At 59.1% G+C, this 22,579-nt stretch carries 17 protein-coding genes and 7 pseudogenes; 23 read left to right on the forward strand and 1 reads right to left on the reverse strand.

The features are described 5' to 3' along the window. Positions 1 to 77: 77 nt before the first annotated feature. The 21 genes and pseudogenes from NKJ55_RS32840 to NKJ55_RS32935 form a co-directional block, all read left to right on the forward strand. Positions 78 to 197, forward strand: a pseudogene (locus NKJ55_RS32840) (tyrosine-type recombinase/integrase); the annotation flags it as partial. A gap of 13 nt (positions 198 to 210) precedes the next feature. After that, positions 211 to 1,395, forward strand: a pseudogene (locus NKJ55_RS32845) (IS91 family transposase). A 380-nt stretch (positions 1,396 to 1,775) separates the two neighbouring features. Next, a pseudogene (locus NKJ55_RS32850) lies at positions 1,776 to 1,954 on the forward strand (helix-turn-helix domain-containing protein); the annotation flags it as partial. Further along, positions 1,945 to 2,414, forward strand: a pseudogene (locus NKJ55_RS32855) (CapA family protein); the annotation flags it as partial. The pseudogenes NKJ55_RS32850 and NKJ55_RS32855, both read left to right, overlap by 10 nt. A gap of 224 nt (positions 2,415 to 2,638) precedes the next feature. Then, a pseudogene (locus NKJ55_RS32860) lies at positions 2,639 to 2,845 on the forward strand (leucine zipper domain-containing protein); the annotation flags it as partial. A 23-nt stretch (positions 2,846 to 2,868) separates the two neighbouring features. Then, positions 2,869 to 3,054: pseudogene (locus tag NKJ55_RS35720) on the forward strand (ISNCY family transposase); the annotation flags it as partial. Between the two features lie 358 nt (positions 3,055 to 3,412). Continuing rightward, a complete protein-coding gene (locus tag NKJ55_RS32865; RefSeq protein WP_352453518.1) occupies positions 3,413 to 4,408 on the forward strand; it encodes a succinylglutamate desuccinylase/aspartoacylase family protein in 996 nt (331 codons plus the stop codon). A 71-nt stretch (positions 4,409 to 4,479) separates the two neighbouring features. Continuing rightward, entirely contained in the window at positions 4,480 to 5,733 is a 1,254-nt protein-coding gene (locus tag NKJ55_RS32870) for a methylaspartate ammonia-lyase (protein WP_352453532.1), read from the forward strand. Between the two features lie 15 nt (positions 5,734 to 5,748). Further along, the gene (locus NKJ55_RS32875; RefSeq protein WP_352453519.1) at positions 5,749 to 6,900 is read left to right on the forward strand and encodes a CaiB/BaiF CoA transferase family protein; all 1,152 of its coding nucleotides are present in this window, start codon (positions 5,749 to 5,751) and stop codon (positions 6,898 to 6,900) included. Between the two features lie 103 nt (positions 6,901 to 7,003). Next, positions 7,004 to 7,906, forward strand: a complete 903-nt coding sequence (locus NKJ55_RS32880; protein ID WP_352453520.1) for an HpcH/HpaI aldolase/citrate lyase family protein — start codon at positions 7,004 to 7,006, stop codon at positions 7,904 to 7,906. A 131-nt stretch (positions 7,907 to 8,037) separates the two neighbouring features. After that, on the forward strand, positions 8,038 to 8,964 hold the full coding sequence (locus NKJ55_RS32885; protein ID WP_352453533.1) for a LysR family transcriptional regulator: 927 nt from the start codon (positions 8,038 to 8,040) through the stop codon (positions 8,962 to 8,964). A gap of 198 nt (positions 8,965 to 9,162) precedes the next feature. Further along, positions 9,163 to 10,596 (forward strand): NAD-dependent succinate-semialdehyde dehydrogenase, encoded by a 1,434-nt coding sequence (locus NKJ55_RS32890; protein WP_352453521.1) that lies wholly within the window; start codon positions 9,163 to 9,165, stop codon positions 10,594 to 10,596. A 6-nt stretch (positions 10,597 to 10,602) separates the two neighbouring features. Then, positions 10,603 to 12,147 carry a fumarate hydratase gene (locus NKJ55_RS32895; protein ID WP_352453522.1) on the forward strand — a complete coding sequence of 515 codons (1,545 nt, stop codon included), beginning with the start codon at positions 10,603 to 10,605 and terminating at the stop codon, positions 12,145 to 12,147. A 496-nt stretch (positions 12,148 to 12,643) separates the two neighbouring features. Further along, positions 12,644 to 13,141 (forward strand): Lrp/AsnC family transcriptional regulator, encoded by a 498-nt coding sequence (locus tag NKJ55_RS32900; protein ID WP_352453523.1) that lies wholly within the window; start codon positions 12,644 to 12,646, stop codon positions 13,139 to 13,141. A gap of 421 nt (positions 13,142 to 13,562) precedes the next feature. Continuing rightward, positions 13,563 to 15,365: a ThiF family adenylyltransferase gene (locus NKJ55_RS32905; RefSeq protein WP_352453524.1), complete on the forward strand. Its 1,803-nt coding sequence runs from the start codon at positions 13,563 to 13,565 to the stop codon at positions 15,363 to 15,365. Then, the gene (locus NKJ55_RS32910; RefSeq protein ID WP_352453525.1) at positions 15,365 to 15,859 is read left to right on the forward strand and encodes a Mov34/MPN/PAD-1 family protein; all 495 of its coding nucleotides are present in this window, start codon (positions 15,365 to 15,367) and stop codon (positions 15,857 to 15,859) included. Before NKJ55_RS32905 ends, NKJ55_RS32910 begins: the two co-directional genes overlap by 1 nt. Positions 15,860 to 16,817: 958 nt before the next feature. Further along, positions 16,818 to 18,224 (forward strand): aminotransferase, encoded by a 1,407-nt coding sequence (locus tag NKJ55_RS32915; protein ID WP_352453526.1) that lies wholly within the window; start codon positions 16,818 to 16,820, stop codon positions 18,222 to 18,224. A 537-nt stretch (positions 18,225 to 18,761) separates the two neighbouring features. After that, the gene (locus tag NKJ55_RS32920) at positions 18,762 to 19,490 is read left to right on the forward strand and encodes a LuxR family transcriptional regulator (protein WP_352453527.1); all 729 of its coding nucleotides are present in this window, start codon (positions 18,762 to 18,764) and stop codon (positions 19,488 to 19,490) included. 91 nt (positions 19,491 to 19,581) lie between these two features. Next, entirely contained in the window at positions 19,582 to 20,208 is a 627-nt protein-coding gene (locus NKJ55_RS32925) for an acyl-homoserine-lactone synthase (protein ID WP_352453528.1), read from the forward strand. A gap of 34 nt (positions 20,209 to 20,242) precedes the next feature. Beyond that, complete coding sequence (locus tag NKJ55_RS32930) at positions 20,243 to 20,500, forward strand: transcriptional regulator domain-containing protein (RefSeq protein WP_352453529.1); 258 nt, start codon at positions 20,243 to 20,245, stop codon at positions 20,498 to 20,500. Positions 20,501 to 20,558: 58 nt separating this feature from the next. After that, positions 20,559 to 21,053, forward strand: a complete 495-nt coding sequence (locus tag NKJ55_RS32935) for a DUF2285 domain-containing protein (RefSeq protein ID WP_352453530.1) — start codon at positions 20,559 to 20,561, stop codon at positions 21,051 to 21,053. 12 nt (positions 21,054 to 21,065) lie between these two features. Here NKJ55_RS32935 and NKJ55_RS32940 read toward each other — a convergent pair whose 3' ends face one another. Next, on the reverse strand, positions 21,066 to 21,341 hold the full coding sequence (locus tag NKJ55_RS32940) for a DNA -binding domain-containing protein (RefSeq protein ID WP_352453531.1): 276 nt from the start codon (positions 21,339 to 21,341) through the stop codon (positions 21,066 to 21,068). A gap of 215 nt (positions 21,342 to 21,556) precedes the next feature. On the opposite strand from NKJ55_RS32940, the gene NKJ55_RS32945 reads away from it, so the two are divergent. After that, on the forward strand, positions 21,557 to 21,703 hold the full coding sequence (locus tag NKJ55_RS32945) for a transcriptional regulator (RefSeq protein ID WP_352453534.1): 147 nt from the start codon (positions 21,557 to 21,559) through the stop codon (positions 21,701 to 21,703). A 176-nt stretch (positions 21,704 to 21,879) separates the two neighbouring features. Next, positions 21,880 to 22,094, forward strand: a pseudogene (locus NKJ55_RS32950) (helix-turn-helix domain-containing protein). Positions 22,095 to 22,579: the final 485 nt, after the last annotated feature.

The following is a 22,579-nucleotide window of genomic DNA, read 5'->3' on the forward strand; positions in this document are numbered from 1 at the left end:
GCGTCCGCTAACAGCCGATCCCGCTCAACAGCGCTTTGATTTTCAATGACATAGAAAGTGAGCATTATGACGCGTGGCTGCTCGGTCATAACAACCTGTCGAGCACGGCTCGCTACACGAAGGTCCCGAACGGCCTCATTCGCCGTACAGAAAGCCCGCTCGACCGGCTAAGCATTGAGATCGTGCCACCGGGCTGACCGGGTCCCGCCTGTGCCGGCGAGACTGGAGGTGGCGGATATCTTCCGCCACCATGGCGAGGCCTATCGACAAACCCATGACGGCCGTCTCGGACGCGTCGAGCGCCGCACGATGAGCGCCATCGAGCTGTGCCGGACGGCTGAACTGGGCGGTCATGTCGAGGGGTGCCGGTCCTGCGGGGCGATCCGCGTTGCTTACAACAGTTGTGGGAATAGGCATTGCCCGAAGTGCCAGGGGCAGGCCTGCCGCGAATGGCTTGCCGCGCGGCAGGGCGAACTCCTGCCGGTTCCCTATTTCCACGTCGTCTTCACGCTGCCCGCGCCCGTCGCGGCGATCACCTTCCAGAACGGCGATCACCTTCCAGAACAAGGCCGTGATTTACGCCATACTGTTCAAGGCGGCCGCTGAGACGCTGCGTACGATCGCCGCCGACCCGAAGCATCTTGGCGCCGAGATCGGTCTTATTGCGGTCCTGCACAGCTGGTGGCAGACCCTCACCTGCCATCCCCACCTCCACTGCATCGTGCCGGGCGGCGGTCTGTCGCCCGGCGGCGCGCGCTGGATCGCCTGTAGACCCGGCTTCTTCCTACCGGTACGTGTGTTGTCGCGCTTGTTTCGCCGGCTGTTTCTGACGGAATTGAGTGCGGCATACCAGGCGGGCAAGCTGCGCTTCTTCGGCGACATTGCCGACCTGGCAGACCCCGCCGCCTTCAGACGCCGGATTGCCGAACTGCGTCGCCTCGATTGGATCGTCTATGCCAAGCCGCCATTCGGCGGACCAGAACAGGTGCTTTCCTATCTCGGCCGCTATACCCATCGCGTCGCCATCGCCAACTCCCGCCTGATCAGTCTGGACGACGGCAAGGTCACGTTTCGATGGAGGGATATCGCCATCGCGGCAAGACCAAACTCATGACGCTCGAGGCCCACGAGTTCATCCGACGCTTCCTCCTGCACACCCTGCCGGACGGCTTCCACCGCATCCGCCACTACGGTTTCCTCGCAAACGTTCATCGCGCAGACCGGCTCAAGCTCTGCCGCAAGCTGCTCAACGCCGCGCCGCCCGAGGCCCTCGCGGAACCCTCCGCAGACGGGACCGACCCGTCGCACCGATGTCGCGGTGGCCGAATGACCGTTGTTGCCGTCTGGCGATGCGGCAAACCGCCAAGCTGTCCAGCCTGGAACGACAGTTCATGATCGCGCCCACCGCTTCAGGAACGGACAGTTCAATGTCGGCCATCAAGTGTGCCGGTCGGACCTTTGTTGCCGGGCGGCATGTCGCAGGAAAGGCCCGGCCGGACAATCACCTTCTTGGCCCCGCAGACGCAACGCGTTGGCCCTGTGGCGCCGGTATCAACGTCTTCCTGGCCCGCCTCGGACCCAGCGTGCACCGCATTCAGCAGCCGTTCGCGCGCTGGCTCCTGCTACAATCCCCATAGCCCCAGTCCTGCCCGCGGCTTCGCTCAATCCGGCTTGCAATGAGGTCTCGCACACAGCCGGGGTCGACCGTTTGCGCCGCGGACCTCGCAGAAGCCTCCAGATTCCCATAGAGGCTGGTTTGTGATTCAAGATGCTGGCTGGATTGGAGGCCAGTATCTGATGACGCGAGCGCTTTCCCAAACGATCTTCGTGAGCGTGTTGTTGAGGCAGTGGCGCCGGCGAGAACTGCCGTGCTGTGGCATCGCGCTTTGGCGTTGCAGTTTCCTCTGTCGTGAAGTGGTCGCAGCGCTACCGTGCCACCGGCGCGAGCAATCCTTTGCGCGTAAAATGATCGACGTGGGAGCCGATGCATATGTCGGACACGGGCCGCACCAGTTGCGAGGCATTGAGATCTACAAAGGCCGCCCGATCCTCTATAGCCTTGGGAATTTCTTCTACGACGACCTGCGGACGCCCGTGGGTGCTGACATGTTCGCCCTCTACGGCAAGGACCCACGAACCGTCACGGATGCCGAGGTGACGGTCGATGAAGAGACGAAAGGATATCCCACGGCAGACGGCTTTGTGGGGGCGCTCGCCTCACCAGTCTACTATCAAGCTCGGTTACTCGAAAAGGTTCGCCAACCGGGGCATCCCGCGGTTGGTCTAGTCTGGTCGCCGGGTCGCAAGCAAATGCCATGCTGGAGCGTCTTAAGAAGCTATCGGAGCCGTTCGGAATCCAAATAGCGATCGAGAACGACGTTGGAGTCATCAGATTGAGTCCGACTTCGCCGTGATCACTCGCCTGCCGCAGGGTTTTGGCTACCCGCGCCTGAGCCACCGAGGTGAACAGCGTCTCGCTGGCAGTTCATCGCGCAAGCGGGCGTGCGGTCCACGAAACACGACCATGCACTTTGCGTCGCGGGAAATGAGCTAGTTGTGAGCTTTCAGGAGGTTGTCCATTCGGACCGGACCGAGGAGACTGGAGTTACCAAGCTTCAGCACTCATCGGAGGATCCGAATGAACATCCACAAGAATTCCCGTCTCACGCCGCTGCGTCGAGAGGAGATGGCGCTGGCGGTGATAGAAGGCGGTTTTCCAAAGCCATGCAGCGCGGGGCGTATGGTGTGTCGGCGAAGATCGTGGCGCGCTGGGTGGCGCTAAAAGGCCGAGGGCCGGACTGGCATGGCCGACCGCTCGTCCCGGCCCACCGTCGTCCCGACCGCTCTCGTCAAGGCGACTGCTGACCGGAACCATGGCGGACCGGCCGAACTTCTGTCACGACTGCAGGCCGAGTATCCCGGCAATTCACATCACAAACGGCTTCGAACTCTTTAGGCCGGCTAAAGCTCTGGCGCAGCGAACACGCGGACGCGTTGCTGTTTGACCGCTTGGACAAGGAGCAGCCGATCCTGGATATCGCAACGCAACGCTGAGGCGCCGTGGCGCTCGCGAAGGAGGCTGGGCGCTGCGGCCCGGCCCCCTTCGACCCAAGCCGGCAGCAAAATGGACGAGGCAACGCTCGAATCTGCATCTTAACGTGAGGCAATAGGGCTTCTCTCCCAAATTGATGTCGCGCTACAGTTGTCAGGGAGGCCCGCCGTTCGCCGCGATTCAAGGTCTTCCTTGTGAAAATCGAGCAGCGGTAATTTCACCAAGCCGGGCGGCCATCTAAGAACGCGATGGTACCGCCCGGGACATTATATTGGCTAATTGAAGACAGCTCGGCACATACTTGCAGAACGGAAACGCTACCCGGCGCCAAGTCGCCTGCATACGCGCAATAGGCTGAACATGAGCAAAGCACCACATCTTACGTTCGATTCCAATACGTACGGCGTAAGTAGGGGGCACCTTATTGTCCCGGGAGGTATAGACTATGGCGAGCTTTCGCTTCCGATTTTCAGTCTCAATAGAGGGGAGGGACCGCGCGTCCTCATCACTGGCGGAAATCATGGCAACGAACTGGAAGGGCCACTCGTCTCGCGTCGGCTTATCGAGTGGCTGCCAGAAGCGCAAACCTGTGGAAGGATCATCGTCTTACCCGTGCTCAATCCACTGGCCGTGGAAGAATGGAGTCGCAATACCCCGCTCGACGGGTTGAATCTCAATCGCGTGTTTCCGGGTCGCGCCGACGGGTCAGTGACACAACGAATTGCGGATGCGGTTTCGCGCGTATTGTTGCCGATGGCCGACATCGTATTTGATCTACACAGCTTCGGACCAACATGGGAGCTTCCGCCAGCGGCGACGACGCATCCCATTGCCGATCCTGATCTCATGGCTAGGACGGTAAAAATGGCGGAAGCGTTCAAATTGCCCGTGACATTGGTCTGGCAACACAACGATACGGCTGGCATGTTCGATATCGTGGCCCAAAACCAGGGCAAGGTATTTGTCTGCGCTGAATTCGGCGGCGGCACGGTCGGCGCGGACAATCTCGCGATCTACGAGGCTGGAGTACGCAATGCGCTTATCGATCTCGGGCTGGTCGATGGCAAAGCCGAGTATCCAATGTTCCGTAAACTGAAGTCCGGCCAAACACTCGAAACGCATCCCTCCGACTGGTTGAAATCTCCTGCGCCGGGCATCTTCGAACCGCGCTGCTCGGTGTTGGATGAAGTGAAGCAAGGAGATCTCATAGGCGTCCTGCATCCGATGGATTCGCTGTCTGCTGACTCCCTTGACATCCTCGCGCCGGGGCCATCCATCGTCTTAGCCATAGTATCGGGCGCGCATGTCAACGCCAACGAAGGAGTGGCGTTCCTTGCGCGGCCGCTGAAGATTTGAGAATCAAGTGCAGATCAGCCAGCGCGGCTCGGAACGACCCTAGTCTCTTCGGAATAAATCAAGTGACTGCATTGCACATAAAAGACATCCTCCTTGCGCCCGGCAGCGGCGCATTCTTCTATGATGATCAAGAGGCCATCAGGTCCGGTGCGAGCCAAGACGGCTTTATCTATGTAGGCAAACCGATAACGCCTGGGTTCACGTCGATCCGCATTCCGGCATCTTCACTTAGTATTGGGCTTGTCCTTGCCGACGACACCGTCGTTTGGGGCGACATGATGAGCGTCCAGTACTCTGGTGCAGGCGGGCGCGATGATTTGTTTGAAACTGACCAAATCTCGGACTTGACGTCGCGCGTCGTGGCGCCACGGCTTCTCGATGCGGATGCGTCTCTTTACCTTGATGCCTGCGCGAAGGTTTTCGAGCCGATCGGACACGAGCGGTTACCTCTCGCGATTGAGTACGGGGTTAGCCAGGCACTTCTTCGTGCAGCGGCCTACCTTCAACGTAAGACGATGGCCGAGATCATATGCGCGGAGTTTGATCTGCCGCTACCGACGTGCCGCGTCCCGATTTACTGCCAAAGTGGTGACGCTCGCGAAGTCAACGTCGACAAGATGATTCTGAAAGGCGTGGACATCCTTCCCCACGGCCTGATCAATTCACGCCAGAAATTCGGCGTCGACGGTCAGACCTTCATGGAGTTCGTGAAGTGGGTTGCAACGCGTACGCGCCAAATCGGTCGCCCGGGGTATCATCCGGTGCTGCATTTCGATGTGTATGGCTGGATCGGCCAGGAAATCGGCCTGGAGCCGCAAAGCATCGCCGACTTTATCTGCAAAGTTGCAGATACTGTCCCTGATTTCACGCTCAACATCGAATCCCCGGCGGATTTTGGTTCGACGCAAGCTCAAATTGAGAACTACGCGAAGATCGTATCGATTTTGGACAACCGAGGTTCGATCGCACGCATTGTGGTGGATGAGAGATGCAATACGCTTGAGGATATCCGGCTCTTTGCCGAAGCGAAGGGCGCGCATCTCGTGCAGATCAAGTCCCCTGACGTCGGCTCAATTGCCGACACGGCGCGCGCAGTTCTCATCTGTAAGGCGAATAAGGTAGGGGCGTATGTCGGGGGAAGCTGTACTGAAACGGATCTTTCCGCCCAGGCTTCAGTCCACATTTCGGTAGCTACCCAGGCCGACATAATGCTTGCAAAACCTGGAATGGGTGTGGACGAGGCATTTTCAATCGTTGGGAATGAACAAAATCGGTTGCTGGCGATGCTGAACCGTCGTCGGGCTCAAAACCAAAATGTTGGATAAGAAGCACGGTGTCGCATGCAGAACTCTCTTGAGGGGATCATCGTCGTAGCCGTGGAGCAGGCCGTGGCCGCGCCTTATGCGTCGTCTCGCCTTGGGGACGCCGGCGCCCGGGTGATCAAGATCGAAAGGCCCGAAGGGGACTTTGCGCGACACTACGATAAACTGGTGCGGGGACAGAGCGCTTACTTCGTCTGGCTCAACCGGGGTAAGGAGTCGGTGTGTCTAGACCTGAGGTCGGAGGCGGACCGGGCCGTCCTAGAATCGCTCATCGCCAGTGCTGACGTCTTCATCCAGAATCTGAAGCCGGGCAGTATCGAAAAACTGGGTTTCGCGTCTGCTGATCTCCGTCGACGATATCCGCGGCTGATCACCTGCGACATCTCTGGCTTCGGGGATGCAGGGCCGTATTCCCATTTGAAGGCTTATGATCTCATCGTGCAGGCCGAAACCGGTTTATGCGCGATCACCGGAAACCAACAAGGGCCCGCGCGTGTAGGGGTCTCGGTTTGCGACATCTCAGCGGGCATGACAGCGCATAGCGCCATTCTTCAGGCGCTGTATCATCGCGAGGTCACCGGCGAAGGGACAAGCATCCAGGTGTCACTGTTCGATGCCGTCGCCGACTGGATGAACGTGCCGGTTCTGCAAAACGACTACAGCGGGTATCACACGGTACGCGCCGGCGTGAAGCACCCGTCGCTGGCGCCATATGGCGCCTATCGTTGTGCCGACGGCAAAGAGGTCATCTTTTCGGTTCAGAATGACCGTGAATGGGTGAATTTCTGCGAGAAGTTCCTGAAGCAGCCGGGGCTTACACGCGCACCTGGTTTTGCTGACAATATGGAGCGCCTCGGTCACAGTGCGCAACTTGATGAGATCATTGAACGGCGGTTTTCTGGATTATCCTGCCACGAAGCAATGCAGGAGCTCGAGGCGGCCGGCTTGGCATATGGCCGACTGAACGAAGTGGTGGATGTTTCAAGGCATCCACACATTCGCAGGGTGCAGGTTGCCACACCTGAAGGAACTGTAGACACTATAGCGCCCGCGGCGATTTTCAACTCTGAGCGCCCCTCGCTGCGCCCAGTTCCGGCTCTTGGTGCTCATACCGAAGCTGTCCGCGAGGAGGTTCTGGGACTTTTGCGCGAAAGAGCCGCGTCAGCGTGAGTGCGCGTCTCGGTAAAGTGAGTGCGCTCGCGATTTACACCGAGCCTGCAGACTTCGGCTCATCTCAGCGCACTGGCGGTCCAGCAAGCTCGGAGCCGGCTCGATGATCAAGGACAACGTTCCGGCCGTTGAAAGCGCGATGTCTGTACCGCGCTGGAGATCCTTGCTCTTCGTTCCCGCTCACGTTCCGCGCTTTGTCGAGGCGGCCCATGAGCGCGGGGCAGATGGCGTCATACTCGACCTGGAGGACTCCGTTCCGCACGATCAGAAGGGCCAGGCACGGCGGCAGCTTCCTGAATCCGTGGCAAAGGTTGGCCGAAAAGGTTGCTCGGTTTTGGTCCGCGTTAATCGTGGTTTACGCGCCTTGGCGGCCGATCTCGATGCAGCCGTGATGGCGGGTGTTGACGCACTTGTCCTTCCGAAGACGGAATCGGCAGAGTGGGTATCAGAGATCGCGGATGCGGTCTTGGAACTTGAACGAGAACGAAATCTTGAGCCGGGAGGCATCCAGTTTCTTGCCCAGATCGAGACCCCGGGCCCCCTGCAAAGGCTCGCGGCCATTGCGTCGTCGCATCGAAGGATGGTGGCGATGGCGCTCGGTCCGGAAGATTTCAGTGCCGCTGTTGGCGCTGCTCCGGGATTCGACCTACTGTTGACGCCGAACCTTTCTGTTCTGTTTGCTGCCCGTGCCGCCGGCTTGCTCCCGCTAGGCTTCGTAGGAAGCATCGGCGACTTCTCGGACACTGACAAACTTCGTGAAGCCGCGGTGCAGGCGCGGCGGCTTGGCTTTGCCGGAGCTTTGGCGATCCATCCAACACAGGTGGCCATATTCAATGAGGCTTTCTCGCCAAGCGAACAGGAACTCGAGTGGGCCCGTTGTGTCGTCGCCGCGGAAAACGATGCCGCCACGCGTGGACTCTCTGCATTCTCATTGAATGGTAAGATGATAGATCCGCCAGTGGTTCGGCGCGCCCACGAGATACTGGCTCTCGCCAACAATAACTGACCTGCCTTTAATCAGTAGCCGGACAGGCGTTGGTTTTCGATTCATGCCCCGATAGTTTTTTACTTGTCGCCCATCTCGTTTCGAGATAGATATGAAGCACTGGGGATCATGCCCGGATGGATTTGCTCATCGTGGACATCAGGCAGTTAAGATACTTTGTCGGCGTAGTCGAGGCAGGCAGCTTCACGAGGGCAGCTGCGATCCTGCACATTGCTCAAAGCGCTCTAAGCCTGCATGTGCGTCAACTGGAGGAAAGCTTCGGCACCCAGCTGCTGGTACGCGACAGGACCGGCGTTAGTGTCACGGCGTCCGGTGCAAAATTGCTTGAGCGCGGTCGGAGCATCCTTAGGGAAATTCAACTCACTGAGACGGAACTGACCAACACGGTGGCTGCTCCTTCCGGAGAGGTGACCATTGGCATTCCGTCCGGAGCCGCTCGCGTCCTTAGCGGTCCCCTGCTTGAATCGGTAAGAAGCGAATTGCCGAGGATCTCGCTTAAGATGATCGAGGGCATGACGGGACCTCTGGAGGAGTGGATGGCTGCTGGCCGCTTCAATCTGGCGGTCCTGTACCGCACTGCCGAGAGCGTGGGGCAAATGACGGTGCTGGCCCGCGAAGAGTTTTGCCTGGTGGTGCCGCCGGGTGAACCGCCTTTCGAAGATTCGATACCGCTCGCCGACCTGCATGCGTTTCCGCTGGCGGTTCCGATGCGCAATAACAATGTCAGGCGTTCGGTGGCTGATGTCGTTGCGCAGCACGGTTGTGTGCTCGACGTTAGATTCGAAGTCGACTCCCTTTCCACGATCATCAATATGGTCATGGAGGGAAAGGCGTATTCTATCCTTACCCCGTCGGCCATTCAGAAAGAAGCCTCTCAAGGGCAGGTCCGAACGGTGAAAATCATTGATCCCGTAATTACCCGATCCGTTGTCCTTGCCGTCAACCCGAAAGATGAGCGCTCTCCAGCCGTCTCTGCCGTCCGCAAGCTGATCCCCAAGGTCGTCAGGACATTGATCGACAGCAGGCACTGGTCAGCCACGGTTCCGGACCGGGCTTAGGCACATCCTTCAAACCATATTCCAGTGCTAGCACTCTTCCGCGGCTACCTGAGTCGTATCAATCTGGATTCGAGATGGTTTTGGGCGACATTCAATATTTGACCACATGCGACTATCGCGATGAAATCGCAGAGGTGCGAGGCACGGTCGGATATCGGCCGTTCTCGTATTGGCAGATTTATTCAAGCGGAGCATGCGATGTCCAACGCCACGACCTATCAGCTTTTTGTCAACGGCAGTTGGCGAGGCGGTAGTGACGGAATTACTCTGCCGGTAATCAATCCGGCGACGGAGAAGGTATTTGCCTCGGTGGCCTCGGCGACGATACCGGATCTGGATGAGGCCCTCGCTTCGGCAGAGCGCAGCCGCAAGGCCTGGTCCTCACGGCCTGCAAAAGATCGTGGCGAGATTCTCGTAGCGGCCGCCAAAATTCTGGCAGCGAAGGTTGAAGCGGCGGCTAGGGACCTGTCAGCCGAACAGGGAAAGACGATTGCCGAAGCAACAGGTGAGTACGCGCGCGCTGTCGAAACACTGGAGTGGAACGGCACCCACGCCGAAGAGCTGTCGGCCCCTATTCCGATGGGCCCGAACCGGATGATCATCCCGGAGCCCCTTGGAGTCGTTGCTGCCTTTACGCCTTGGAACTACCCGGCCGTTCTCATCGCCCGCAAGCTCGCCCCTGCTTTGGCGGCAGGTTGCCCGGTGATCCTAAAAGGGGCTGAAGAGACACCAAGCGCGGCTGTCCATTTCGTCGAAGCCTTGCGACAAGCGGGTATCCCGGACGGCGTGGTCAATCTCGTCTTTGGCGTTCCGGTGCAAATATCCCGGCACTTACTCAGCTCGCCGATCGTCAAGGTCCTAACTTTCACGGGCTCTACCGAGGTTGGAAAACAGCTCGCCAAGCTCGCCGCCAACAACCTGCAGCGGTGCATTCTTGAACTCGGTGGGCACTCCCCGGTCGTTGTATGCGAGGATGCCGACCTGGCAAAAGCCATACCGGCAATTTCGGAATACAAGTTCGAGTGCGCGGGCCAAAGCTGTAATGCGCCCAGCAGGATTCTCGTCGCGCGGCCTCTCTATGAGGAATTCCTGTCCCGGATGACGGAAGCTGCCCGCAAGATCAAGATCGGCCCACCGGACGACCCGGCGACGGAGATGGGCCCAATGGCAAACGCGCGACGAATCGAGGCCATGCAGCGTCTGGTCATGGATGCAGTCGTTCGCGGCGCCCGCATCGAAACCGGGGGCACCCGCCTTGGCCAGCCGGGTTTTTACTGGCCACCAACCATCCTGACAAGGGTACCAAAGGATGCGAAAGTGCTTCATGACGAGCCGTTCGGGCCGATCCTCACCGTGGCGCCGTTCGACACCGTCGAGGAGGCGATCGAAGAAGCCAACGCCACCGAGTATGGCCTGGCCGCCTACTTCTTCACCGGCGCCGCCGATGCGAAACAGGCGCTGATTCGCGGTCTTTCGGCAGGCGCCCTCAGTGTAAATTACCTGAAAGGGGTTTCCGCAGATGCGCCATATGGGGGCGTCAAACAGAGCGGTTATGGATACGAAGGCGGCGAGCAGGGGGTGCGGAGTTTCCAGAGTCTGAAACTGGTCAACGGATTCGATTCATGCGGATGAAATTTCGTGAATAAGACAAGACGGACCATTGCCGGGGAGGATATCACAAAGAGCGTCGCAGACGCCCTTCAGTACATCTCGTATTACCATCCTCCCGACTATATCCGGTACCTTTCGCAGGCATACACTCGCGAACAGAGCCCGGCTGCGAAGAACGCCATCGGGCAAATCCTGCTGAACTCTCGCATGGCGGCCTTCGGGCGGCGCCCGATCTGCCAGGACACCGGCCTCGTCGTGGTCTTTGCCAAGGTCGGCATGGACGCCCGCATCAAATCAACGGCCAGTTTCGCTGACCTCGTGAATGAGGGCGTCCGTCGGGCATATCTCGACCCGGACAACCCGCTTCGGGCATCGATCGTTGCCGATCCGCTCGCCGGGCGGGTCAACACGCGTGACAACACGCCGGCGGTCATCCACATCGACCTCGTGCGCGGCAACCAGATTGAGATCACGATCGCCGCAAAAGGCGGCGGGTCGGAAAACAAGGCGCGTTTCACCACCCTGATCCCCAGCGCGTCCGTTGCCGACTGGGTGGTCGACACCGTTTCGACCCTTGGCAGCGGATGGTGCCCACCCGGCCTGATCTCGGTCGGCATCGGTGGTAGCGCTGAAAAGGCGATGCTGCTGGCCAAGGAGGCCATGAACGAGCCGCTCGACATGTCGGAACTGCTTTCCAGGGGGTCTTCAAACGCGGAGGAGGAACTGCGGATCGAGCTTTATGAGCGAATTAACGCGCTGGGCATTGGCGCCCAGGGCCTTGGTGGTCTGACGACAGTGGTTGACGTCAAGGTTGCGACCTATCCTACACATGTGGCGTCCAAGCCTGTGGCACTTATCCCGCAATGCGCCGCTAACCGGCACTTGAAGTTTACCTTGGACGGCACAGGGCCGGTACACCTCCGACCGCCCGACTTTTCGGAATGGCCCCAGATCGGTCATGAGGATTTGCACACGACCGGCGTCCGTCGGGTCAATCTCAATGCGCTCACGAAGGAACAGACGGCATCGTGGCGCTGCGGGGAAACCCTTCTTTTGTCCGGTAAGATGCTGACGGGCCGTGACGCCGCCCACAAGCGAATGGTCGAGCTGATCGATGCCGGCAAGCCCCTCCCGGTAGATCTGCGGGAACGCGTGATCTACTACGTCGGACCCGTCCGCGCGGTGAGGGATGAGGTCGTCGGGCCGGCTGGCCCGACAACCTCCAGCCGCATGGACAGTTTTACTGAAAAGATACTCGCCGAGACCGGGCTATATGCGATGGTCGGCAAAGCGGAGAGGGGCCCAGTGGCCATCGAGTCGATTGTCAGACACAAAACGCCCTATCTCGTCGCAGTGGGCGGCGCTGCGTACCTGATTTCTAAGTCCATCAAGACGGCGCGGCTGATTGCCTTTGAAGACCTGGGCATGGAAGCCATCTATGAATTCGAGGTGCAGGACATGCCGGTCATCATGGCTGTCGATGTCGAGGGAAATTCTATTCACAATTCCGGGCCTCTTGAGTGGCGTAAGCGCATGGCGGCCGACAGCATCGCACGCAACATCGGCGTTTGAGTCTTCCGGCTGGGCGATCCGGCCAGGCTCCATGTCGCGACATCGGGTCGGGCGCCGGACTCTGGGCCGTGGCGGTAACGCGAGCGGCTTTTGCGGGGCCCAGGCTCCTCGGCGAGCCAAAGAAGAAAGGCCTTCAAGTCATCTCGAAGCCAAATGCGCCGATTAAACACTGCATGACCATGCCGTCCGCGCGATCGATGCTCAAATGCTGCGAGGGTGCAATCAGGTAAAGTAGCGCCGGTACTGACCATCCATTTACGCCCAGATCGATGCCGACAGGCGATCACCGCTCTGTGCGTCATCGCATAGGGGAGGGCAATGCCCAACTGTTCTGCATCCCTTCTGATTGGATCGCTCTCAGTCAGATGACATTCCTAGCCTCACACTGACCCGTTTCGGGCCGAAGACAGATAGGTCCACTAAACTCCCTCGCTTCGATCGATGATAGAATTTCGGGCACCAACTGCCCTTTCGACCAGTTTGAGAGCAACAGATCATGAAGTCGAAACCAAATCCTGTGCAACTAGACGATTGGGATATCCGGATTCTCTCAGAGATCCAATCAGATGGTCGGATTTCAAAAAGCGAGCTCGCAAAGCGTGTTCACCTTTCAGCGTCGGCCTGCTCAGAACGGCTCCGCGTGCTGCAAGCCGCAGGCATCATTGAGGGATTCTATGCGCGACTCAGTCCAGCCCTCATCGGGGGCATAATCTCTATAATGGTGGAAGTGGTTTTGGACCGCCATCGTCTCGAGGATCAAAGACACTTCGAGGCTGCCATCCAAAACGTCCCGGAAATCCTGGACTGCTGGGCAATCGGGGGACGTATCGATTATCTGATGCGCGTTTCGTCTCCCTCCATGGCTGCGTATCAAGATTTCATGGAGGGACTCCTGCAGGCAGGATTGGGGATCAACCAATACTACAGCCTTGTCGTGACGAAGCCAGTGAAAGCCAATTCACCGATTCCGTTGTCCTCATTCAAGCGGAGATGAACTCTGAAGCGTTTCCGTCGGCAACTAGTCCCGATTCCGCGAATTCATCGGTCAGATACGCACATTTCCGCGAAATTCGAGAGGCCGTTGCGCATATAACGAGCCCTTAACCGAGTGTTCTGCTTCAATTTTTCGGGCGAAGAGCAGCGAAGCGTTTAAGCAAACTAGTCGGGCCGAAAAGTCCTTCGCCCAGGATGTAAGCTCAGAGCACATATTGCCAAAGACCTTTGAGTGCCTGCTCTGCCACAAGCTCACAACTATGTAGATATGGAGGGAATTATGGCTGGAAGACCCGACAACCCCGGAAAGGGACCACCAGATAATCCGGGAAAAGGACCGCCTCACGGAGTGCCTTCCGGGCCGCCTCACGGTGTTCCGCCGGGGCCGCCCGTGCCCCCGCCGCGCAAGGTGGGATGAGAGGATGGTTGATCCCGATTCATCCATTACGACCCCGGCGCAGCCAGTTCCCCGCTGGGAGAAGCGTTATCCGGGGCGGCTTAAATACGAACTCGACGCGCTGTACGCCGCCGGAATAACGCCTGAGATTGACGAGCAGGCCCTCTCTTCCGGGCGATTGTCGCTAACACTCGACTGGCCGCTCGATAGGGCGACGACCCTTCGGTTGCAGGCTGTCTTTCCCGACGCTTACCCGCACTTTCGGCCTCAGGTCTTTCTGCTCGCCGGCCTTGACCCACCGCCGACGCGCCACCGCAGTCCTATCGAGGGCAATCTCTGCCTGCTCGGCCGCGACACCCGGCAGTGGACACCGGGCTGGACGCTTTGTACGTTGCTCGAAAAACAGCTCGCCGACTCCGTGCGTGGTACCGGTGAGGAAGACCAGCAGGGCGAGCCTGCCGAATACTGGTGGAACAACCTTGGCCGTTATTCCGGATCTTATTGTCTGATCGACAGCGGCTGGGATGTCGGCGACACCTCGCAGGGCACATTGCAGCTGCGTTACATCCAAGATCAAACGGTCAAAGTGGAGGCCGAGAACGGTCCAATCCATATTCCAGCGGTCAGGGCCTATGTCGAAGAGGTTCGCGCTGAGGATGGCCAAGTGCTTCACCAATGGGCGGGTCCGCTCCCAACCGACCTGGCCGACGCGAAGAATCAGCTGGAGGTTCCGTGGGTAAGATCAAAAGACACGATGCTGCCCGAACCTCAGCTCGACGCACAGCTAAAAAGGCTCCGCCAAGATTACTCATGGCTCCAGCGTACCCGGCCACGAAAGTACGGTTCAGGTCTGAAGTTTGACCTCCGCGCACTCGTCTATCCGAGCGAGCTCGGCTTTGGTGAGACGGGCCTCGGCTGGTGCTTCGTCATGGTCTTCGGTCATGCACACGGCTTTGAGCCGAAGAAGAACAAAGCCCCCAAATCATTGCGTATCACGGCGTTGCCCGTTTTTCGCGCCGGGCCGGGCGACATTGGCTGGCGTGTTCCGGCCGTTGCATCCCTTAAAGACAAGCGGATCATTGTGGTGGGCGTTGGCGCCGTCGGCGCACCGGTAGCGATCGAACTGGCTCGCAACGGATGCCGCACCCTCGATCTCGTTGAACATGACATTGTTGAGCCTGGAAACACGATCCGCTGGCCGTTGGGCGCAGCCGCCTGGGGTCAGCGCAAGACAGACGCCTTGCAGGGTTTTCTCGCTCGCCAGTATCCGGCAACCGAAGTCCGTAGCCATTCGCATTTTATAGGTATTGCGGCGCAGGCTCTGAGCGATCCGGGTGACGACGATATCCTCGACTCGCTCATCAGGGACGCTGATCTCGTTATCGATGGCAGCGCTTCGCACGGCGTTACAACCCTGCTGGATGACCGCTGCCGAAGCGCAGCCGTTCCCCTCATAAGCTTGTCCGCGACGCCGACGCTGGAGGGCGGCACCGTTGTCCGACACGTCCGCGAAAGCGGCTGCCCGAATTGCCTTTTGCACGCATGGCACAAGCACGAGATCGAACCCCCGCCAGGACAGGATGCCGGTGACGAGGCCCTGACCCAGCCGGCGGGGTGCAGCGAGCGCACATTCACCGGTGGCGACTATGATCTGCAGGAACTTTCGCTGCAGGCGGTGAGGCTGGCCATCGATACCCTCTCGGGTAAGGCGGACGATTGTTCGGTCGTGCAGACACTCAGCTTTGTTGATGATGAACGAGCGCGCTGTCCGCCGAGCTGGCGTGTCGATCCGCTGCCAAAACACCGGAACTGCCGGGGCGGGCATTGATGTTGCCGGATGTTGATGTCTGGCTGCCTAACATCGTGACTCAGGAATGCGCGGTTGAAGCCGACACCAAACTCCCATTAGAGACCGGCGGCACTTTCATGGGCTGGTGGTTGAATCCTGATACCGCCGTCGTAACCGCCATGATTGGTCCCGGACCCGGCGCCCTTCACGAGCGCTTCCGGTTCCAGCCGGATCAGCAATGGCAGCTTGAGCAGATTGCCGCCCAATATGAGCGTTCGGGTCGCCGCGAGACTTACCTCGGCGACTGGCATAGCCACCCCGGCGCTTCGAGCGGCGCGCTGAGTTGGACCGACCGCGGCGTCCTTCGCCGCGTTATCGCCACACCAGAAGCCCGCTGCGCAATGCCGCTGATGATGATTCTATGGGGTTCTTCCGGCACATGGCAGCTGACGGCGTGGCGAGCACAAACGGTGCCGCGGGTGGTGCTCTGGGACAAGCTGCATCTCGATCCGGTGCAGATAAGGGCCTTTTGAAATCTCCGCACACGCAGATGCCAGCGGCTTGATGAAAGGCATGACCTGGCATCCGCTTCGGTCAGGCGATGATCCGGCCAACCTGCGCGAGGAACGGCCTGCCCGGCAGCGTGGGCTGCAGCGGGTGAAGTAACGGCCGCGCCCACCGGCGTGGACCCGCTGCATTGGCTGCTCCTGACCACCCATGCGGGAACCTGCTCCGCCGGGGCCTGGCCGATTGTCGCTTGTACACGCAGCGCTGGTTGATCGAGCAGTTCTTCCGAGTGATGAAGACCCAGGGCTTGAAGATCGAGACAGCCAGTTGCAATCGGGACAGATGGAAGCGTCTACTGCTGTGTGGACACGGTGTCGAGCCTTGGCGAGCCCGTCCAAATCTATGCGAAAGAAGAATCTAGAGCACGTCCTGGGATCGTAAGTCGATCGTCATGTGAAGAGGGGACCTTTGCTGCTCGATGAGGAGACTGCGGAGGGTCTTCTCGAGCATGCTTCCCCTGCCGCCCGACTCAGCGATCCCGACGCCTTCATAACGCTGCGAATCTGCTTTGAGAGGGATGGCAATCCTGAATAGCCCAAGGCGTGCCGCCACGAGCGTGCGCATCACTATATCCCCGAAAATATTCTGGCGACACGAAGAACGCATCGCGGAAGTTCTATTGGGCTGCTGGAGGGGGATCTTCGGACAGCGCCTCTCGTAAAACCGTCCCCGGGTTATCAGGTACCTTCGCAAACATCCGCCGAAGAACAGAACACGGCGGCGGCCACACTGATCCCTTATCCGCCTCAAGGAGAAGGTAAACTCCAGAAACCTTGGTTTTCACTGCGTTCGAGGCCGATTTTCGCGAATTCGTCGGCTAAAGACGTGCATTCCCGCGAACTCGAGAGGTATTTGCGGCTACACTTGTTTTCAATAGGCGGCTGGGTGAGTGTCTTCTGCCTACTGCTCGCGAGGAGGGGAACTATGAGATTGAGCAATTTGGGGACTGAGCAGCTGCGGGAGAAGGACCGAAGCTTCGTCTTTCATCCGTCTACACACTTGGCCAAGCACAGCCGCGGCGAGACGCCAAACCGGATCATGGCCGGTGCAGAAGGCGTGTACATCTGGGATACCGACGGCCGAAAGAGCCTTGACGGTTTCGGAGGGCTTTACTGCGTCAATATGGGATATGGCTGCACGGAGATTGCGGAGGCCATCGCGCGTCAAGCGCACGAGTTGCCGTTCGCCCATGTCTATGCGAGCCAGGGAACCGAGCCAGTCGCACTCTTGGCAGAGGCCGTCGTCGAATATTTCGGCCAAAACATGCGAAGGGTTTTTTTCGGCCTCTCCGGATCCGACGCCAACGAAACCAACATCAAGCTGGTTTGGTACTACAACAACATTCTCGGTCGCCCGGAAAAGAAGAAAATCATTTCGCGGAATCGCGGATATCACGGGTCAGGGTTGGTCACGGGTAGCCTGACGGGTCTTGCCTTCTTTCACGATTTCTTCGACCTGCCTTTGGATTTGGTGCGCCATACGACGACGCCACACTACTATCGCCAGGCGCGCGACGGCGAAAATGAGGAGGCGTTCTCCAGGCGTTGTGGCAACGAACTTGAAGCCCTTATCCTCGCCGAAGGCCCAGAGACCGTTGCAGCCTTCATCGGAGAGCCGGTACTTGGGACCGGGGGCATCGTTCCGCCTCCGAAGGGGTACTGGGCTGCGATTCAGGGGGTGCTTGACAAGTACGACATCCTTCTTATTGCCGATGAGGTGGTCTGCGGCTTCGCGCGAACCGGTGAGAAATTCGGTTCCCACCTCTATGGCATGCGCCCGGATTTCGTAACCATCGCCAAGGGCTTGAGTTCCGCCTACCTTCCTATCTCCGGTTCGATTATCGGTGACCGGGTCTGGTCGGTTTTGGAACAAGGGACGGAAAAGCACGGGCCACTCGGCCATGGCTGGACATATTCTGGTCACACGCTTTGCGCGGCGGCCGCGCTTGCTAACATTAAATTGCTAAAGGAAAGAAACATCCTGGAACATGTTCGGGACGTCGGACCCTATTGGCAAGCCCGCATGAAAGCCGAACTGGAGCGACATCCCATTGTCGGCGAGGTTCGCGGCGTCGGCATTCTATCCGCCGTGGAGCTGATGCGGGATCCGAAGGGTCGGGTGCCATTTGAACCCGGACTTCAGGTCGGCGTGCGCGGCGCCGCTGCTCTGTTTGAAAATGGTGTCATAAGCCGCGCTATGCCGCATGGCGATATCCTCGGCTTTGCCCCACCTCTGATCATTACCCGAAAAGAGATCGACATCATCGTCGAGGCAGCCGCGAAATCAGTCGATACGACCTATCGCGCGCTGAAGGCGGAGGGCGCGATATGATCTGACGTGACGGATGACGCCTCCCACTCGGATCGACCAGGATATGACCTCCGGGAGCCCTGTGGCGTCATGAGCTGGCGCGCGCAAAACAACCCCCTTCGCTTTTAAGGCAACTTGCATGGAGGATGTGCGAGCCGATGCCGAAAATGCGAGGTCAATCTCGAAAAATACAGAACCGCCTTCGCGTCCGAGACGGTGACGTAGGACTGCTGCAAGAATTGTAGAGGTGATGCTCTCACAGACCACAGACCGTGAGGCTGAGCTCCTCCATGGAGCAGTCTCAACAGCCCCGCAGACAGACACCCCGACCGTAATGAAGTGCAAACCCCAGAGGACAACTGTCACTGCTGAGAGATGACGCTGGAATGAGGTCTCGGTGTCGATAAGAGCGTCGTCGAAGCACATATCGCCCTCCCAAGGCGCACCGGCCCGGCACGGAGCTCAGTCTCCTGCCGGGCCTGCATGGCCGCGCTTTGGTCGACCCGGGCTCCGATATGGGCGGCCAGAAGCCATGAGCCAACTCACTGCAATTTAGGTATGCAAGACGTTTTTCATAGATTTGTCGAGCAAATCGCAGACAGCGCTGACGCGACAGACCTGCGCAACGCTTTACGGGAGATTGCCTCTTCGCTCGATTTGCCGTCTTTTGCCTATCTTTTCCCTTCGCCTGGCAAGGGCCGCAAGGTGCGCCTGATTTCCACCTACCCTCAATCCTGGACATCTCACTACCTTCACAGTCGGTATGAAAAGATTGACCCGGTTATCCATCAGGCGCGTGGTGGTCAGGAACCATTCAACTGGGATGCGCACGGCGCTGATCTCGAACTGTCGACGCAGCAGCGACAATTGATGGATGAGGCGACGCAATTCGGCATTCACTGCGGCTTTACGATCCCGATCCATGACAGCACCGGTACGTTTGCAGCGCTGACCTTCGCCTCGGATGAAAGGCGACCACTGTTCTTCCGCCTGATTGACCGATATGACCGCGTGCTGCAGCTCATCGCGGTCTTCTTCCATCTTCATGCCTGTCGCAAGTTGGCCGACGGCAGGATCGTGGATGGCGTTGCCCTATCGCGAAGGGAAATCGAGTGTCTGAAGTGGGCGGCTCGCGGAAAGACGGCGTGGGAGATCGGCCGCATCTTGGGAATCAGTCGGCACACCGCAGCCTATCATCGGGATAACGCCAGGATGAAGCTTGGCGTGAAGACGGTTATTCAGGCAGCCGTTCGGCTTGCACTATCCAGGCCATCTCTCTTCACCTGAACCCCGAAACCTAGGCACATGCACAGGTTGTATCAACTCCGGCCTTTGCCTTCAATCGCAGGTGCTATCCATGCGAGGGAGAAAGGCCATCATGATGCAGTTGATCACGCCGGATTGCTACGCTGAGTTCAGCGACGAGCTCGAGCAGATGCACCGCTTGCGGTATCGCATCTTCAGGGATCGACTTGACTGGGACGTTTCGTTCAGCGGCGGCTATGAGGTCGATCCGTTCGACGCGCTTCGTCCCCACTACCTGTTGCTGCGTGCGTCCACCGGGCGCATCGACGGTTGCGTGCGCCTGTTGCCGACCACCGGACCGACGATGCTGCGCGACAGCTTCTGCGCTCTCCTTGCAGACCGTTCGGCGCCGGAAGATCCGCGGGTTTGGGAAAGCAGCCGTTTTGCGCTTGATCTGCCGCCTTCCGCGCCGAAACAGGCGGGCATCGCTGTTGTCACCTACGAGCTGTTTGCCGGGATGGTCGAGTTTGGGTTGTCACGTGGTCTACGCAGCATCGTTACTGTAACGGATCTGCGCATAGAGCGCATCTTGCGTCGCGCCGGCTGGCCACTCGAACGGCTGTCCGATCCGCAAACAATTGGCAACACACGCGCCGTTGCCGGATATCTCGACGTCTCGAGAGAGAGCTTGGAAGCCCTCCGTCGCAATGGCGCACTCAAGGGCCCGGTACTGTGGACACCGGTCATGAAGATCGCCTGAGCCTGGAATCCAACCCGTTCCTGGAAACGATGCAATGGACGAAATAATACCTGGCCCTGCCTGGCCGGACAGGCAAGATGATGGTGACTATGGCTATGTCGAGCGGCTGACCAGCCGAGGCTGGGCCTGGGAATTCCTCAGGCGCAATCCGGACTTCCAGAAGGATCTGGCGAACGCGCTGCGCGGTGCCGAACGCACGAACGCCCGGTCCGTGGATATTATCAGCCTGCCGTCGACCCCTGTTGATTTCTCGAGGTGGGGCCTTCTGTTTTGCAAGCTCGAAAGGAACTGATGCGAGCGTCTTTTGGTGCCCTTGGCAATGTCCGCATGTTTTGCCGGTGGGTGCCGAAATGGCGGCGCGGCCGCGCGGGGTCGACGTGCTCGATCTCGCCGAGCTCTCCTGCAGCATCTCCATACTCGTCACGCGGGATGGGCATCAGCACCTCCTTGTCGAGGACAATGGCAGGAGCTTCCAGTTGGCTGCTTCAGGCGTCAGCATCCTCGAACCTGTGCGTTTGACATCCTCCGCCCTCTGGTCGCCAGAGGAACTGAAGCAACGGCTGAACGCGCTGGAATGTCTGAACAGCCTCCGTTCGACCGGCAGGTTGCAACCAGGATTCTTTCCGACCGAGCCCCGTTGCTCGCGGCTGCGCCGAGTGTTGCGTGCGCTCGACGGCTCCATCGCTGGCGCACCACACCGCGAAATCGGCCTTGCCCTCTTCGGCAGAGCCCGCGTCGAGCAGGACTGGGCCGACCCCGGTGACCATCTTCGCGACAGCGTCCGCCGTGCAGTCAGACGCGGGCGCTCGCTTATGAACGGCGGGTATAAGCGGTTTCTTCTATAGCGATCGTCACTCTTAGGCCTCTTGGCCAGTGAACAGCTCTTTGTACCCGGCGATCACCAGCCAGTGGGCGCGCGCGAGATGGCTGCGAACCGCCTTTTGGGCGCGAGCTGGCTCTCGCACTGGATCAATCCCCAATATCGCCTGCGCCATCTCTTCTTCGCTGGCATTGCCGGCGCATGCGTCTATGAGTCTCAGATAGATCCTGAAGTGCTCATTGTCATAAGCGGTCAGGCTCTCCGCCCAGGGGACCTCGTCGGCAACAGCAGGTTGGAGCAATCTGTCTTCCATCTCATATCTCGCTATGAATTATCCCGCGTCCGCCTTTGACTGGACAATATCCTAAAATGGGATAATCCGAAACTGGGATTAGTCGGTGAGCCAGTTCTTCCTGGCCGGTTCGTCTGATGCCGAAATCCCTTCGATCACCTCGCCAGCGCTGGCTGCTGAAAAGGTTGATAGCGGCGCGCAAAAATAACGGATTCACCCAGAGCCAGGTTGCTGAAATGCTAAGCCGCCCGCAGTCGTTCGTCGCCAAGTATGAGGGTGGTGAACGTGGGCTGGACGTAATTGAGTTTCTCGACGTAACCGAGGCTCTCAAAATCGATCCTTGCGAGCTTCTGGCACAAATGCGTCACTCTCGTGACCTGTAGGTGGCGTCGCACTTTGTTTGGGTGTCAAACTTCACGATTTACGTCCTTGAGTTCTCGGATCAGCGGGATTTGCCCTCGCTAAAGTGATGCCGTGCAGCCGCTCCCCTTTGTTGTCTCTGATTTTTGTAGAGAATCCTCGGTGGTGAAATCGTCGACAAGAGGGTGGCTTCTCGTGCATGGAAATCCGAGAGGTCTTTGCCCGCAAACTGCATAGGCATCGCAAAAAAAGAAACTGTCGCAAGAAGCGCTGGCCCATGAGGCTGGCGTCGACCGAACGTATGTCAGCGCACTTGAGCGCTCGGTCTATGCAGCCATCATTGATACGGTGGCAAAACTCGCCAGAGTGCTCGGAATCGAGCCGGCCGATTTACTCGACCCTCATTCTGAATGAATCTGGAAGCAGCGACGAAACCGCGGTTGATGAGACTCGACCAGAAGTTTTCCAGGCATTCATGCTGCTGACAGGAGCATCCGCGCGCGTGGCGACGCGCACCACGTGCTCGTGAACCGAGCCCGCTTTTCTTCGGCAAGCTCAGGCGGTCTCGGCCATTCGGCTTCGCCCCTTGGCGTGGGCAGCCCTTCGGGCTGAGACGGCCGCCGCCCTTGCGGGCGGCGCGGTTTGTCTGTTGGCCTTTCCCGGTGGCGCGGGGTGGGCGGCACTCCCTTCTAGGCCCGCCGCGGCAGCCCGCAACCCTTCGCGTGCCGCTCAGGGTCCTCCTCTTCGTTCCGGTCCTTCGGATGCGCTCCGCCTCCCACGGCGGGCCTTTCCGGACGCGACTCGCCGCCCACCCCGCTCACATGGGGACTTTGTCGTCAAGGCTGTCTTCGCATATCAACCTCGATGCGTTGTGATCCAAGGTCCGAGCCTGTCGTCTT

Source organism: Mesorhizobium sp. M0106 (genome assembly GCF_040322715.1).
GTDB lineage: Bacteria > Pseudomonadota > Alphaproteobacteria > Rhizobiales > Rhizobiaceae > Mesorhizobium.

Excerpts from the sequence above, each read along its gene's own strand:
- NKJ55_RS32865 (WP_352453518.1), top strand. The coding sequence starts at position 3,413 with ATGAGCAAAGCACCACATCTTACGTTCGATTCCAATACGTACGGCGTA.
- NKJ55_RS32875 (WP_352453519.1), top strand. The coding sequence starts at position 5,749 with ATGCAGAACTCTCTTGAGGGGATCATCGTCGTAGCCGTGGAGCAGGCC.
- NKJ55_RS32880 (WP_352453520.1), top strand. The coding sequence starts at position 7,004 with ATGATCAAGGACAACGTTCCGGCCGTTGAAAGCGCGATGTCTGTACCG.
- NKJ55_RS32890 (WP_352453521.1), top strand. The coding sequence starts at position 9,163 with ATGTCCAACGCCACGACCTATCAGCTTTTTGTCAACGGCAGTTGGCGA.
- NKJ55_RS32900 (WP_352453523.1), top strand. The coding sequence starts at position 12,644 with ATGAAGTCGAAACCAAATCCTGTGCAACTAGACGATTGGGATATCCGG.
- NKJ55_RS32905 (WP_352453524.1), top strand. The coding sequence starts at position 13,563 with ATGGTTGATCCCGATTCATCCATTACGACCCCGGCGCAGCCAGTTCCC.
- NKJ55_RS32910 (WP_352453525.1), top strand. The coding sequence starts at position 15,365 with ATGTTGCCGGATGTTGATGTCTGGCTGCCTAACATCGTGACTCAGGAA.
- NKJ55_RS32915 (WP_352453526.1), top strand. The coding sequence starts at position 16,818 with ATGAGATTGAGCAATTTGGGGACTGAGCAGCTGCGGGAGAAGGACCGA.
- NKJ55_RS32920 (WP_352453527.1), top strand. The coding sequence starts at position 18,762 with ATGCAAGACGTTTTTCATAGATTTGTCGAGCAAATCGCAGACAGCGCT.
- NKJ55_RS32925 (WP_352453528.1), top strand. The coding sequence starts at position 19,582 with ATGATGCAGTTGATCACGCCGGATTGCTACGCTGAGTTCAGCGACGAG.
- NKJ55_RS32930 (WP_352453529.1), top strand. The coding sequence starts at position 20,243 with ATGGACGAAATAATACCTGGCCCTGCCTGGCCGGACAGGCAAGATGAT.
- NKJ55_RS32935 (WP_352453530.1), top strand. The coding sequence starts at position 20,559 with ATGGCGGCGCGGCCGCGCGGGGTCGACGTGCTCGATCTCGCCGAGCTC.
- NKJ55_RS32940 (WP_352453531.1), bottom strand. The coding sequence starts at position 21,341 with ATGGAAGACAGATTGCTCCAACCTGCTGTTGCCGACGAGGTCCCCTGG.
- NKJ55_RS32945 (WP_352453534.1), top strand. The coding sequence starts at position 21,557 with ATGCTAAGCCGCCCGCAGTCGTTCGTCGCCAAGTATGAGGGTGGTGAA.